Below are 13,935 nucleotides of genomic sequence, written 5' to 3' on the forward strand. Positions count from 1 at the left end.
GACGCAGTATATAATTTGCTGGGGTGCGAGCCTAGATTTTTGACTTTTTCTGCTGTAGCGTTGTAGATAGTCTTGTCACAGCGGCACCCCATCAGCTTCTAACCAGAGAGTTCCCATGAACGAAGCCATTAACCTGAACCGCCTGCGCGACCCCGCCTTTACGGAGGAAGTGGATGCGCACAGCGGGCAAAAAGTGTCCACCTGCTATCAGTGCGGCAATTGTACTGCCGGCTGTCCCGCAGGGTTCGTTTACGACATGCAGGTCAACCAGATCATGCGGGCGGTACAGTTGGGCTTGAAGGACGCGGTACTTGATTCGCGTTCCATCTGGATGTGCCTGTCCTGTTCCACCTGTAGCCAACGGTGTCCCAACAACATCGATGTGGCCGGAGTCATGGAGACCCTGCGTCACATGGCCCGCAAGGAAGGCCGCGTGGCCGTTCCCAAGGTGGAGAAATTCTGGTTTTCCTTCCTGGATACGGTGCGCACCTTTGGCCGCACCCACGAAATCGGCACCATGGCACTCTATATGATGCGCTCGCTCCGCGTGTTTACCGATGTTGACCTCGCGCCCGAAGCCCTCAAGAAGGGCAAGCTGGGCCTCAAGCCCCATATTCTGCCGGGCGGGGCAGGGCCGGTTACCCGTATCTTTACGCGCTACAAGGAACGCGCCAAGCGCGAGGGGGTGCGCCCATGAATTTTGCCTACTACCCCGGCTGCTCTGCCAGGGGTTCCTCAAAAGATTACGAAATGTCCACCCAGGCTGTGTGCAAAGCTCTGGACATGAGACTTGTGGATATTCCCGACTGGAACTGCTGCGGCTCCACCCCGGCCCATGCCGTGGATACGGAACTTTCCGCTGCCTTGTGCGTGCGCAATCTTGATATCGCCGCCCAGCAAAAGGCTGAAGTTCTGCTTACCCCATGCCCCAGCTGTCTTTCCAACCTGCGCCTGGCCTCCAAGCGTATGGAAAACCCCGCCTTCCGCAGCCGGGTTGACGAGCTGCTGGACGGCCCCTCGGCCAAACAGTTTCCGCCTGTCACCTCCGTCATGCAGGGCATTGCCGCGCAGATGGAAATGGACGCCATCGCCGCCCGCGTGCGCCAGAGCCTCAAGGGCCTCAAGCTCGTGGCCTACTACGGCTGCCTCATGAGCCGCCCGGCGGAAGTGATGAACTTTGGCGACCCCGAAAATCCCACGCTCATGGAAGAAATGATGTCTGCCTGTGGCGCGGAGATGCTTGATTTTCCGCTCAAGACAGCCTGCTGCGGCGCATCGTTCGGCATTCCCGAGCGCCCCATGACAGCCAAAAATTCGGGCCGCATCCTTGAGCTGGCAACCCGCCTCGGCGCGGACGCCATCGTAGTGGCCTGTCCTCTCTGCCAGATGAACCTTGACCTGCGCCAGGATCAGGCCAGCGCGGCCATGGACACCAAGTTCCGTATGCCGGTGCTCTACTTCACCCAGATGATGGGCATTGCCTTTGATCTGCCGGAAGAAGAACTGGGCCTGAACAAGCTGTGCGTGAGCCCCAACGGCCTTATCCGCAAACTGGGCGAGCTGCGCCGCGAGGAAGCGGCCAAACCCACAGAGCAGAAGGCCAAGGCCGCTGAAGGAGGCAGGTAATGAGAATAGGCGTCTTTATCTGCCACTGCGGCAGCAACATCGCCGGTACTGTCGACTGCGCCCAGGTGGCGGCCATAGCCCGCACCTACCCGGACGTGGTCTATGCCGACGACCCCATGTACACCTGCGCCGAACCGGGCCAAGCGGCCATTGAGGCTGCCATCCACGAGCACAAGCTTGACGGCGTGGTTGTTGCCTCCTGCTCGCCGCGCATGCACGAACCCACCTTCCGCCGCACGGTGGAACGCGCGGGGCTGAACCGCTACATGCTTGAAATGGCCAACATCCGCGAGCATGTTTCGTGGATCGGCAAGGACATGGAAGCTAACACCAACAAGGCTGCCGAGCTGGTGCAGCTTGCGGTGGAAAAGCTGCGCAACAACAAGCCCCTGCTGGCCAAGAGCTTTGACGTCAACAAGCGCGTGCTTGTCATCGGCGGCGGCGTGGCTGGCATTCAGGCCGCGCTTGACTGCGCCGACGGCGGCATTCAGGTGGTGCTGGTGGAACGTGATGCGACCATCGGCGGCAAGATGGCAAAGCTCGACAAGACCTTCCCCACCGTTGACTGCTCGGCCTGTATTCTCGGCCCCAAGATGGTGGACGTGGCCCAGCACTCCAACATTACGCTCTACGCCTATTCCGAAGTGGAAGACATTTCGGGCTATGTGGGCAACTTTACGGTCAAGATCCGCAAGCGCACCACCTATGTGGACTGGAGCCTGTGCACGGGCTGCGGCGCATGCACAGAGAAATGCCCGGCCAAGAAAACGCCCGACACCTTCAATGAACTGACGGGCAACACCACGGCCATCACCATTGCCTTTCCGCAGGCCATCCCCAAGAAGGCCGTCATCAATCCGCAGTTCTGCCGCCAGCTTCTCAAGGGCAAGTGCGGCGTGTGCGCCAAGGTGTGCCCCACCGGGGCCATCAAGTACGACATGGAAGATGAAGTCATTACCGAAGAAGTGGGCAGCATCGTTGCCGCCACCGGTTATGACCTCATGGACTGGACGATCTACCAGGAATACGGCGGCGGCGCTTATCCCGACGTCATCACCTCCCTGCAGTACGAGCGCCTGCTCTCCGCATCCGGCCCCACGGGCGGCCATGTGAAGCGCCCCTCTGACGGCAGGGAACCCAAGAACATCGTCTTTGTGCAGTGCGTCGGCTCGCGCGACAAATCCGTGGGCCGTCCCTACTGCTCCGGCTTCTGCTGCATGTACACGGCCAAGCAGGCCATCCTGACCAAGGATCACATTCCCGATTCCAAGTCCTTTGTCTTCTACATGGACATCCGCGCTCCAGGGAAAATGTACGACGAGTTTACCCGCCGGGCCATGGAAGAATACGGCACGGAATACATCCGTGGCCGCGTGTCGCAGATTTACCCTGACGGCAACGGCCAGATGACCGTCATGGGCGTGGATACCCTGCTGGGCCAGCCCGTGGAAATCAAGGCCGACCTGGTGGTGCTTGCCGTGGGCGTCGAGGCCAGCAAGGGTTCGCCCCAACTGGCGGAAAAGCTGCGTATCTCCTACGACAGCTACGGCTTCTTCATGGAAAGCCACGTCAAGCTCAAGCCTGTGGAAACCAATACCGCCGGCGTGTATCTGGCGGGCGTGTGCCAGGGGGTCAAGGACATTCCCGCCTCCGTGGCCCAGGGTTCCGCCGCTGCGGCCAAGGTTCTGGCGCTCTTCTCCAAGGACAAGCTTGAAAGCGACCCGCAGATCGCCCAGGTGGACATCCGCCGCTGCGTCAACTGCGGCAAGTGCATCCGCTGCTGCCCCTTTGGAGCCATCAAGGAAGTGGAAATCCGGGGCGAGGGCAAGGCTCAGGTCATCGAGACCGTGTGCCAGGGCTGCGGCCTGTGTACGTCCACCTGTCCGCAGGGGGCCATCCAGCTTTCACACGCTACTGACAACCAGATCCTTGCGGAGGTAAACGCCTTATGCCAGTGCTAAACGGCAAAGAACTGAGAATTGTAGGTTTTCTCTGCAACTGGTGTTCGTATGGCGGCGCGGATACGGCCGGTGTGGCCCGCGCCACCCAGCCCACTGACCTGCGCGTCATCCGTGTTCCCTGCTCGGGCCGCATTGACCCGCTGTTCATCGTCAAGGCGCTGCTCAACGGCGCGGACGGCGTGCTGGTTTCCGGCTGCCACCCCCGCGACTGCCACTATGCCGCGGGCAACTTCTACGCCCGCCGTCGCCTTGAGGTGCTCAAGCAGTTCCTGCCCGTGCTGGGCATTGACGAACGCCGCTTTGAGTACACCTGGGTTTCGGCCTCCGAAGGCCAGCGCTGGCAGCAGGTGGTCACGGTCTTTACCGACCGCATCCACAAGCTCGGCCCCGCGCCCAAGCTGGAAGATCCCGAACCGCTGCTCAAAATCGCCGACATGGCGCTGACCTCCCTGCGCTCCCTCGGCACAGGGCAGAACGCCGCCCTTGCCGAGCTCAAGGAAGCCATCAAGGCCAAGCTGCCCGAGCTGGACTGCGTGCTCGGCTGGCAGCAGGGCTATGACGCCGCGCACACCGTGCCCCTGTTCATGAAGACCCCCGAGGACGTGGACAAGCTGGTGTGGGGACCCTTTAACGTCAACAATCCCGCCGTGTACCTGCCCTCGTTCAAGGGCAAAAAGGTGGGCATTGTGGTCAAGGGCTGCGATTCCCGCTCCGTTGTCGAGCTGCTTCAGGAAAACCTGATCCGCCGCGAGGATGTGACCATCTTTGCCCTGCCCTGCGAAGGCACGCTCGACATGGCCCGCGTCAATCAGGATCTGGGCCGCTACACCAAGATCGACGGCGTGACCTATGACGAGGCCGGTGTGACCATCACCGCCGACGGCAAGGATCACCGCTTCTGCATGACCGACTACGCCCAGGGCAAATGCTACGGCTGCACCACGCCTTCGGCGGTGCTGGCCGACACCCTGCTTGGTCAGCCCGTCAAGGTGGACGGCGCACCCAATACCCCGCCGGAACTGGCCCTGCTCGATTCCATGACTCTGGACGAGCGGCTCGCCTTCTGGCGCGGCCAGATGGACCGCTGCCTGCGTTGCTACGCCTGCCGCAACGCCTGCCCCATGTGCGTGTGCCGCGACTACTGCGTCTCCGACAGCCGCGATCCGCACTGGATGACGCAGGAAGACAGCGCCAAGGAAAAACTCTTCTTCCAGACCATCCACGCCATGCATCTGGCTGGCCGCTGCACAGGCTGCGGCGAATGCCAGCGCGCCTGCCCCGTGGGCATTCCCATCCTGGCCCTGCGCCAGCAGATTGCCCGCGCTGTGGCCCAGCTTTTCGACGGCTACCAGCCCGGCCTCAACCCGGACGAAGTGCCGCCCCTGCTGGGTTATGAAGTGGTTGAAAAGAACATTCATGAGAGGGACTGGAAATGAGCATGATCCGCTTTGTTACCCCTGACGGCTTGCCCGCGTTTCTTGCCTACCTCTCGCAGAATGGCCGCCGTGTGCTTGTGCCGGTAGAAAAGCCCGCCAACAAGCGCTCTGTGGTCTTTGAGCCGTGGCAGGAAGGCAAGCCGTTTACTCTGGAAAAGGCCACTGTGCCCGCCAAGGAAGCCGTGCTGCCCCAGTGCGAAACCCTGGTGCGCTACAAGAAAACCAAGGATCCGGAAAACCTCGAGCGCGTCACCATGAGCCTGGACGACAAGCCCGAGGCTCAGCCCACCGTGGTTTTTGCCTGCCGCCCCTGCGATGCGCGGGGCTATGCGGTGCTTGACCGCCCCTACCTTAAAGGGCCTTACGCCGATCCTTACTACAAGGCGCGGCGCGAGCAGCTCACGGTGGTTACGCTCACCTGCGGCAGCGGCTGCAACACCTGCTTCTGCCACTGGGTTGGCGGCGGCCCAACCTCCCCCGAAGGCTCGGACGTGCTCATGACCGAGATCGAGGGCGGCTATGTGCTGCAAGGCATCACGCCCAAGGGCGAGGAACTGCTGGCTGCGTCTTCCCTCTCGGAAGGGGCCGAACTCTTCCCCAAGGCGGAAGCCGCCCGCAAGGAAGCCTGGGCCAGCCTTGTGCCAGCACCCAATATCAAGAACGCGCCCGAAAAAGTGGCTGCCCGCTTTAACGACACGCAGTTCTGGCAGGATCAGACCGACCGCTGCCTCTCCTGCGGGGCCTGCACCTACTTTTGCCCCACCTGCTACTGCTTCACCATCACCGATGAGGGCGAAGGACTGAGCGAAAAAGGTGGCCGCCGTCTGCGCAGCTGGGACAACTGCATGTCCTCGCTGTTCACCCGCGAGGCCAGCGGCCACAACCCGCGCATGCTCAAGGCATTCCGCATGCGCAACCGCGTTTCGCACAAGTACTCCACCTATCCTGAAAACTGGGGTTCGTTCTCGTGCAGCGGCTGCGGCCGTTGCATCAGCAATTGCCCCGTCTGCCTGGACATCCGCTCCATCGTGCTGGCCGCCATTGAAGACGGCAACGATGACAAGAAGTCCACGGACAAGTAGGAGCAGACATGGCAACCAAGAAAACTACCGGCAAAGCCACTACCCCCAAGACTGAGCCCCAAAATACCGCCGCGCCTGAAAAGGCCGCTGCAAAGGCAGAACCCGCTGTGGATACCAAGCCAACTGCCGCCGCCAAGCCAGCCGCCAAGCCGGGCCTCAAGCCCGCGCCCGACGGCGGCATGCTGCGCGAAATCACGGCCCGTCCCATGATGCAGGGCAACCCCTACCTGCCCATGCCCGCCACTGTGGCCGAAGTCATACAGGAAACCGGCAACATCAAGACCCTGCGCGTGGTGCTGGACGATGATGCGGCCATGAAGTCCTTTACCTACGAACCCGGCCAGGTGGGCCAGCTCTCTGTATTCGGCGCTGGCGAATCCACCTTTGTCATCAACTCGCCGCCGTCGCAGAAGAACTACCTCCAGTTCTCCGTCATGCAGGCGGGCGAAGTGACCTCGGCCATCCACAGGCTCTCGCCCGGCGACAAGGTGGGCGTGCGCGCACCTCTGGGCAATTACTTTCCCTACGCCGACTGGAAGGGCAAGGACATCTTCTTTGTGGGCGGCGGCATCGGCATGGCCCCCATCCGCACCATCATGCTGCACGTGCTGGAACACCGCGCCGATTTCGGCAAGGTGAGCCTCCTCTACGGCGCACGTTCCCCGCGCGACATGGCCTTCAGCTATGAAACGGAAGACTGGCTGCGCCGCGATGATCTGGACTGCACCCTGTGCATCGACGCCCCCTTTGACGGCTGGCCGCACAAGGTGGGCCTGATCCCCAATGTGCTGCTGGAACTCAACCCCGATCCCAAAAACTGCGTGGCTGTGCTCTGCGGCCCGCCCATCATGATCAAGTTCACGGTGCAGGCCCTGCAAAAACTCAATTTTGCGCCTGAAAACATCGTGACCACGCTTGAAAAACGCATGAAGTGCGGCGTGGGCATCTGCGGACGCTGCAACATCGGCGGCCGCTACGTCTGCGTGGACGGCCCCGTGTTCACCTGGCAGGAACTGCAGGATCTGCCGCCGGAACTGTAGGATTCCGCGGCATTCAGCATAGTCTGTTTGCGGGGGGTTCCCTTGTGATTGCCCTTGGGCAGCCATAATGGAGCCTCCCCTTTTTTGTGCCCCTGTGGAGTTCTGCCTGCACAATCGCACAGACCACTGAGCCAGGCCGGTTTTGCCGCTGCGCATCCATTCGGCGGCAGTTGACAGGACGGGCACAGTGGGTCAAGGAAGTACAACGCTTTCTTCAAGGGAGTATTCATGAAAAAAATGCTGATTCTCTGTTGCCTGATGCTTGGACTGCCCGTGGCTGTTCAGGCCGGTAACGACAAGATTGATCCTTCCACGTATATCTGCGCCGAACTTGTCACCCAGCCCATGGCTGAAGGCGGCCAGCCGCCCATATTTGAAGGCCTGCAGATTGACGGCTATGTGAGCGCCAAGATGGGCAACCCCATTGCAGACCCGGAGACCCTCGCCCCCATGCTGGGCCAGGTTTACGGCGCCTGCCAGGTTGACCCCACCAAAAAGGTCGCCGCCGTTTGGCAGGAAGCCCGCAAGACCTTTCCAGTCGATACAGAGAGCACATGGCGCGCAGACAAGACCCTGTGCAAGGATTACACCGCCAACCCCGACGATGGCAGCGGCTTTGTGATCTGGCTTGACGGCTACAACCGGGGCAAGAGCGGCAAGCCTGCATCCGTGCTTAACAGCGATGACACCCTCAAGGCCTACCTCGACGCTTGCAGCAAAAAGCCCGATTCCCTCATGCTGGACGTATTGGCTGAAAGCGCCAAGTAGCCCAAGCCCGCCACAAAAATTTGAAGGCCGCAGATTGCAAAATCTGCGGCCTTTGCATTTGAAAAAAGGGAAAAAGCAGGGATGTTGATTGAAATGCCACCGCTGAATAAAGGCGGTTCAATGCCCGAACAGCTCTAAAAAATAACCATGTAAAGCGGAATGGTGATCATGGAGAGCAACGTCGTCAGGCTGACGGCCTGCGCCCCAAATTCCGGGTCAGTATGATAGTGGGCGCTCAAAATCGCCGCCTGGGCCATCACAGGCAGGGATGCCTGGATGATGAAAACCTTGCCCATAAGCGCAGGCACCGGGAAGAAATACAGCAGGCCAGTCATCACCAGCGGGCCAAGCATCATGCGCCCCAGCGCCAGCAGAACCATATCCTTGCCGATCCTGATGCTGCGCAATCCCATATCGTAGATGGAAATACCGATAAAAATCATGGCCAGCGGCGTAGTGAGATTGCCCAGCGAGCGGGCGACGTTCTGCAAAAATTCGGGCAGTTCAACGCCCAGCATGGTCAGAATCAACCCTGTGATAAAACCCAGGAAAGGCGGGGAAAACACTTGCCTGACCCTGGTGCGCAGGGGGATTTTTCCTCTGTTTTCAGCAATATCGCATGTAATGGAGTAGACCCCCACAGTCCAGAAAAAAACCGTGCTGGCAGCATAGTACAGCAATACATAGGGGATGGAACTTTCGCCAAACAGGGCCAGATTGACGGGAATACCTATAAAAATGGTGTTCGAATTGGCGACGCTGGCACAAAACAGGCCAAAATGCTGCCTTTTGACGCGGGCCAGTTTGGCAAGCGCAATGGCCAACGCAAAGGTGAGGGTCACAGAGCCCAACGGCAGCAGCGCCCCCTTTGCCAGCATGATCAGGTCGTCCCGATGGAACGAGTGCATGATGGTGTACATAAGAAAGGGCGGCAGGGCGATCTGGGTGATCAGACGCGGCAGAACAATACGGGTTTCCGCGCCAAACCAGTTGCGCGCCGCCAGCATGAAACCCACAAAACCCAGCAGCATCAGCCCGAATACACCGCCCAGCGCATGCAAAAACGCCATGTCTCTTTATCCTTTCAAATAACCATTTCGCAATATTGGCCCAGGGGCCAGAAAACCCCCACGTGCCAAAAACAAATCCGGCACGTGGGGGCTTTGAATCATTTCGGCAAGTTACTTAGATTTCCTTGTAACGCCCGCCATTGGCAGCCGAGCTGACCAGATAGGCATAACGCCGCAGCACAGGGTACGGGCAATCCTTCTTGGGCACCACAAGGGCGGCGTGCCGCTTGGCAAGCTCGGCCTCGTCCACAAGCAGATCCAGCTTGCGGTTGGGAATGTCGATATGGATGGTATCGCCTTCGTGCACCAGGGCGATAACACCACCGTCCGCCGCTTCGGGCGAAATGTGCCCGATGGCCGCGCCATTGGTGCCGCCTGAGAAACGGCCGTCCGTCAGCAGGGCAACATCCTTGCCAAGGCCCATGCCTGTGATGGCCGCCGTGGGCGAGAGCATTTCGCGCATGCCCGGGCCGCCGCGCGGGCCTTCGTAACGGATCACAACGCCGTCCCCGGCCTTGATCTTGCCGTCAAGAATGGCCTTCATGGCGTCTTCTTCCGACTCGAAAACGCGGGCCGTAACATCGCGGCACATCATTTCCGGGGCAACCGCAGACTGCTTGACCACAGCGCCCTCGGGGGCCAGGCTGCCGCGCAGAATGGCAATGCCGCCCTGCTTGGAATAAGGATTTTCAACACTGCGGATCACTTCAGGGTCCATGACGCGGGCGTTCATGTCCTTGAGGTTTTCGCCCACGGTCTTGCCCGTGGCGGTCATGCAGTCCTTGTTGATGAGGCCCAGCTTGTCCAGCTCGGTCATGACGGCAGGGATGCCGCCCGCGTTATCCAGATCAACCATGTAATGCTTGCCCGCCGGGGAAAGCTTGCACAGATTGGGGCTTTTTTTGCTGACTTCGTCAAAAATTTCCAGGCCAAGCTTCAACCCGGCCTCGCCGAACACGGCGGGCAGGTGCAGCACGGTATTGGTGGAGCAGCCAAGGGCCATATCCACGGCCACGGCGTTAGCAACAGACTTGGGCGTTACGATGTCCAGCGGGCGGATATTCTTGCGCAGCAGATCCATAACCCGCATGCCCGCCGTTTTGGCAAGGCGAATGCGCGCGCCGCTCACAGCGGGGATGGTGCCGTTGCCGGGCAGGGCCACGCCTATGGTTTCAGACAGGCAGTTCATGGAATTGGCCGTGAACATGCCCGCGCAGGCGCCGCAGCCGGGACAGGCGCGTTCAGCCATGTATTCCAGCTCTTCTTCTGTCATGGCGCCGCTGCGCACCTTGCCCACGGCTTCAAACACGGTGATGAGATCGCCGCGCTTGCCGGGGCCGATGTCGCCGGGCAGCATGGGGCCGCCGGAAACCAGCACCGAGGGAATGTTCAGGCGCATCATGGCCATAAGCATACCGGGAACGCACTTGTCGCAGTTAGGAATGAACACCAGAGCGTCAAAGGCGTGACCGCGCGCCATAATTTCAATGGAATCCGCGATGAATTCACGCGAGGGCAGGGAAAAACGCATGCCCTCATGGTTCATGGCCAGGCCGTCGCACACGGCAATAGCCGGGAACTGCAGCGGCGTACCGCCCGACATACGTACACCGGCCTTGACCGCATCGGCCAGGCTGTTCAGGTGCATATGCCCGGGAACGACCTCGCTGGCGGCGTTCACAATACCTATCAGGGGGCGTTCCATTTCTTCTCTGGTGAGGCCCAGAGCATAGAGCAGGGAGCGGTGGGGGGCTTTTTCCAGCCCGGACTTCATTTTTTTGCTGCGTGCTTCATCATCCATGACGGTATCCTTATGGTATGAACAACAAACATTCCTCTTGCGCCCGCAATTGGAATGTGAATGGTACGGTAATTTTTTACGCCCGTAAACACGCCGTAGCCGCCCCTGCCCAGTGCCCCGACACAACCGGACGTGTGGGAATCCCCTCGGCTGAACAGGTATTTTTTCCGCACGGGCCTCAGCCACTTGAGCGCGCCGCCGAAGTGAGCTAATTTCCCGGCATGCAAAGCTCTACCCCAACTTTGGCCCGCCGCTACATATTCAAGCTCGTGGCCAATATCGCCTCCGTCCCGGTCTACCTTGTCATGGAGGCCATTCTGCCCCGCGCTCTCGGGCCGCAGATGTACGGCAATTACAGCTTTGCCACCAACCTGTTCCAGCAGCTTTCCGGCTTTCTGGATATGGGAACCTCCACCTGCTTTTACAATTCCCTTTCGCGGCGGCAGGCAGAGACCGGCCTCATCGGCTTTTACATGCGCGTTACAGTGGCGGTATTCGCTATTATTTTGCTGGCCGCAGGTCTGCTGCAAATTCCTGCGGCTGGCGAACTGCTCATGCCCGATGTGCCCCTGTGGCTCGCACCGCTGGCAGCCCTGTGGGCTTTTCTGACATGGTGGGGCCGCGTGCTGCGCTCCATGAACGATGCCGTGGGCGCAACTGTTTCTTCCGAGATGGTGCGCACCGTTGTGTCGCTGTTTACTGTGGGCTTGCTGGGGCTCATGTTCTGGGCCGACTGGCTGAATATTCACACGCTCTTTGCCCAGCAATACCTCATGCTGGGGGCAACTGCCCTTGGCTACTGGCTGGTTACGCGCACCTACTGGCGGCAGGCGGGCATTCCCCTGCACTTTCGGCTCACGCCTGAGCAGACGCGCGCCTATGGGCGGGAGTTCTTCAATTACAGCCACCCGCTGTTCGTGCAGGCTCTGCTCTCCTTTTTGCTCCTCACTGCCGAGCGCTGGCTGCTGCAATGGTTTGACGGCAGCGTGGAACAGGGCTTTTTTGCCCTTTCCCAAAAAGTCAGCATGGCCTGTTTTCTTTTTGTTTCAGCCATGACGCCTCTGGTCATGCGCGAGCTTTCCATCGCCTGGGGCAACAACGACCGCGAGGCCATGGGTCGCCTGCTCACGCGTTTTGCCCCGTTGCTGTACGTGGTGGCTGCCTATTTTTCGTGCTTTACGCTGGCCGAGGGTTCCGCCCTGGTGAACTTTTTCGGCGGCGCGCAGTTTGCCGCTGCGACCCTGCCTGTGCAGATCATGGCGCTATATCCCCTGCATCAGGCCTATGGGCAGCTTGCCGGATCGGTTTTTCACGCCACGGGCCGCACCAAGGTGCTGCGCAATATGGCGGCGCTGGAATGCATTTACGGTTTCAGCACAGCGTGGTTTCTGCTTGCGCCGCCGGAATATTTCGGCCTTGGCCTCGGTGCTGTGGGGCTGGCGATTAAAACCGTGTGCGTGCAGATCATCACGGTCAACGTGTATCTTTGGCTGGCATCGCGCTTTATTCCGCTCAAGTTCTGGCGCAACGTGGCCCACCAGATATGGAGCCTAGCCGTTTTGCTGCTGCTGGCCTTTGGCTGCCGCCAGCTTACGCTCTATCTTGGCATTGGCGATGTGGATTCCCTGCCGCGTTTTCTTGTTTCCGGCGTCATCTACACCGCGGCTATCGGGCTGCTCTGCTTGGGCATGCCCGCTGTAATGGGCTTTTCCCGGCAGGAATTGCGCGAAGTATTCATCCGGTTCAGCAAATCCAGATCGCACAGCTAACCCCCTGTCCAACAAAAGAGAAAGGCCGGACAGTGGTCTGCTCCCCATCAAGTGGACAGGCCAAAAAGGCCAGGGCGAATATTCAATCGGCCAGCTTTTCCCGAAATTCTATCGGAGAGAGCTGGCCGAACTTTTTTTGAAATCTCTTCGCAGTATAAAAACGTATGTGTTCTTCTAGCAGAGCGACGGTTTCCTGCTAGCTGCACACCTCTTCCATGTGAACGCTTCAGTTAGTTTTTTAAGGGACAGGTGGCTATGGTAGCAATTTGTGTGGCTTAATCTTTGCCGCCCGATAGGGCCTGCTTCATGCAGATTTAAAGTCCTACCCATCGGCGATGGTTGCTATGGGATGTTTCTCGCGTTTGGTAAGTGCACTAAAAATAAAGCAATACAGGAGTAAGCTGTTTTCAGGCTTCATATTTCGTGGCTTCCACATTGCAAGGAGCGGCAAAATTCAGGTAAACTTTTAAAAAAAAATGTCGTTAGGGAGATGAGGAGTACCAAACTGTGCGCAAGTGAGGTGTCGGAATGGACTTTTTTGATGATATTTTGACAGCCACATATTTAAAGAAGGCAAGCTTGAGCCTTCTGCTGGATAGTTTGCCGCAGTCTGTGCCCCCAACGTACACATCCGGCAAGGAAATGCTTGCCGCAGCCTTGACCGGACGAATTCGGACTGATGCATCCATGCTGCGGCAAGGGGCGAAAAATGCAACGGAAGGGGCAAATATAGCCACGTTGATCGCAACGTCCACATCCACGGTGCGCGACAACCTGAACCAGATGTTAACCCTTGCCCAAGAGGTAAAGGCCGATCCGACCAAGGGCAGCGTCAACGGCGCCGCGTTTACAGCCCTTGCCGGAGAGCTCTCGTCAGTTGTTTCTGGCACAAAATACAATAATATTTCTCTGTTAGACAAAACTGGCTGGACGAATGACAGTCGCCTCACCATCAGCGGCGATGGGAAATCCTCGACGTTTAAACTACAGATGGGATACGGTAGCTCAACCTTTACACTGAATGATTTGTCGTATCTGAATTACCTGAAGAGTGTTGATTTAAGCAGCGGATCGCTTGATATAGATGCGCTTATCAGTGATCTTTCGACACAAATAAACACAGTCGATGTGATATATAGCCGGAATAATTCGCTGTCAGGGTCTTACACAAGCGAGGCGAATGTCCTGGTGGAACAAGCAGACATTCTGAAGAAGGCCGCGGAGGATGCGATGCCGAGTGAGGAAGACCCTCTTTTGCGGGATATTGGCAGTATTATTTCCACAACATCCTGAGTACTGTCGCTGCGCAAATCTCCCTGGGGCATGCATCAGTTTATATCCCGGCAATGCTCCCATTCACCAACATTCCGGATTTTTGCATT

The 13,935-nt window shown here is 59.0% G+C and carries 12 protein-coding genes; 9 read left to right on the top strand and 3 right to left on the bottom strand.

Translation table 11 applies throughout. The features are described from left to right. Positions 1-115 precede the first annotated feature (115 nt). From ACUZ9Q_RS13280 to ACUZ9Q_RS13310, 7 genes are all read left to right on the top strand, one after another. Positions 116-697 carry a 4Fe-4S dicluster domain-containing protein gene (locus tag ACUZ9Q_RS13280; protein ID WP_022658838.1) on the top strand — a complete coding sequence of 194 codons (582 nt, stop codon included), beginning with the start codon at positions 116-118 and terminating at the stop codon, positions 695-697. Then, entirely contained in the window at positions 694-1,626 is a 933-nt protein-coding gene (locus ACUZ9Q_RS13285) for a CoB--CoM heterodisulfide reductase iron-sulfur subunit B family protein (protein WP_449248025.1), read from the top strand. Before ACUZ9Q_RS13280 ends, ACUZ9Q_RS13285 begins: the two co-directional genes overlap by 4 nt. After that, positions 1,626-3,587, top strand: coding sequence for a 4Fe-4S binding protein (locus ACUZ9Q_RS13290; RefSeq protein ID WP_449248026.1), 1,962 nt, complete (start codon positions 1,626-1,628; stop codon positions 3,585-3,587). Before ACUZ9Q_RS13285 ends, ACUZ9Q_RS13290 begins: the two co-directional genes overlap by 1 nt. Then, positions 3,575-5,023, top strand: a complete 1,449-nt coding sequence (locus ACUZ9Q_RS13295; protein WP_192112640.1) for a hydrogenase iron-sulfur subunit — start codon at positions 3,575-3,577, stop codon at positions 5,021-5,023. The genes ACUZ9Q_RS13290 and ACUZ9Q_RS13295 overlap by 13 nt, the downstream gene beginning before the upstream one ends. After that, positions 5,020-6,105 carry a 4Fe-4S dicluster domain-containing protein gene (locus tag ACUZ9Q_RS13300; RefSeq protein ID WP_240825277.1) on the top strand — a complete coding sequence of 362 codons (1,086 nt, stop codon included), beginning with the start codon at positions 5,020-5,022 and terminating at the stop codon, positions 6,103-6,105. Before ACUZ9Q_RS13295 ends, ACUZ9Q_RS13300 begins: the two co-directional genes overlap by 4 nt. 179 nt (positions 6,106-6,284) lie before the next feature. Beyond that, positions 6,285-7,145 carry an FAD/NAD(P)-binding protein gene (locus tag ACUZ9Q_RS13305; protein ID WP_051135423.1) on the top strand — a complete coding sequence of 287 codons (861 nt, stop codon included), beginning with the start codon at positions 6,285-6,287 and terminating at the stop codon, positions 7,143-7,145. 228 nt (positions 7,146-7,373) lie between these two features. Further along, a complete protein-coding gene (locus ACUZ9Q_RS13310) occupies positions 7,374-7,913 on the top strand; it encodes a hypothetical protein (RefSeq protein WP_215648242.1) in 540 nt (179 codons plus the stop codon). A 134-nt stretch (positions 7,914-8,047) separates the two neighbouring features. Here the strand turns inward: ACUZ9Q_RS13310 and ACUZ9Q_RS13315 are convergent, their stop codons facing one another. Both ACUZ9Q_RS13315 and ilvD read right to left on the bottom strand, forming a co-directional pair. Beyond that, a complete protein-coding gene (locus ACUZ9Q_RS13315) occupies positions 8,048-8,983 on the bottom strand; it encodes an AEC family transporter (protein ID WP_449248027.1) in 936 nt (311 codons plus the stop codon). Positions 8,984-9,098: 115 nt separating this feature from the next. Then, a complete protein-coding gene (gene ilvD / locus ACUZ9Q_RS13320; RefSeq protein WP_449248028.1) occupies positions 9,099-10,784 on the bottom strand; it encodes a dihydroxy-acid dehydratase in 1,686 nt (561 codons plus the stop codon). Between the two features lie 221 nt (positions 10,785-11,005). Between ilvD and ACUZ9Q_RS13325 the strand changes: the two genes are divergently transcribed. Then, a complete protein-coding gene (locus ACUZ9Q_RS13325; protein WP_192112635.1) occupies positions 11,006-12,553 on the top strand; it encodes a lipopolysaccharide biosynthesis protein in 1,548 nt (515 codons plus the stop codon). Positions 12,554-12,635: 82 nt separating this feature from the next. Here the strand turns inward: ACUZ9Q_RS13325 and ACUZ9Q_RS13330 are convergent, their stop codons facing one another. Continuing rightward, complete coding sequence (locus tag ACUZ9Q_RS13330; protein ID WP_449248146.1) at positions 12,636-12,734, bottom strand: IS3 family transposase; 99 nt, start codon at positions 12,732-12,734, stop codon at positions 12,636-12,638. 347 nt (positions 12,735-13,081) lie between these two features. Here ACUZ9Q_RS13330 and ACUZ9Q_RS13335 point away from each other — a divergent pair, with 347 nt between their 5' ends. Continuing rightward, positions 13,082-13,846, top strand: a complete 765-nt coding sequence (locus ACUZ9Q_RS13335; RefSeq protein ID WP_215648228.1) for a hypothetical protein — start codon at positions 13,082-13,084, stop codon at positions 13,844-13,846. The last annotated feature ends 89 nt before the right edge of the window (positions 13,847-13,935 follow it).

The sequence above is a fragment of the Desulfovibrio desulfopostgatei genome (genome assembly GCF_053570645.1).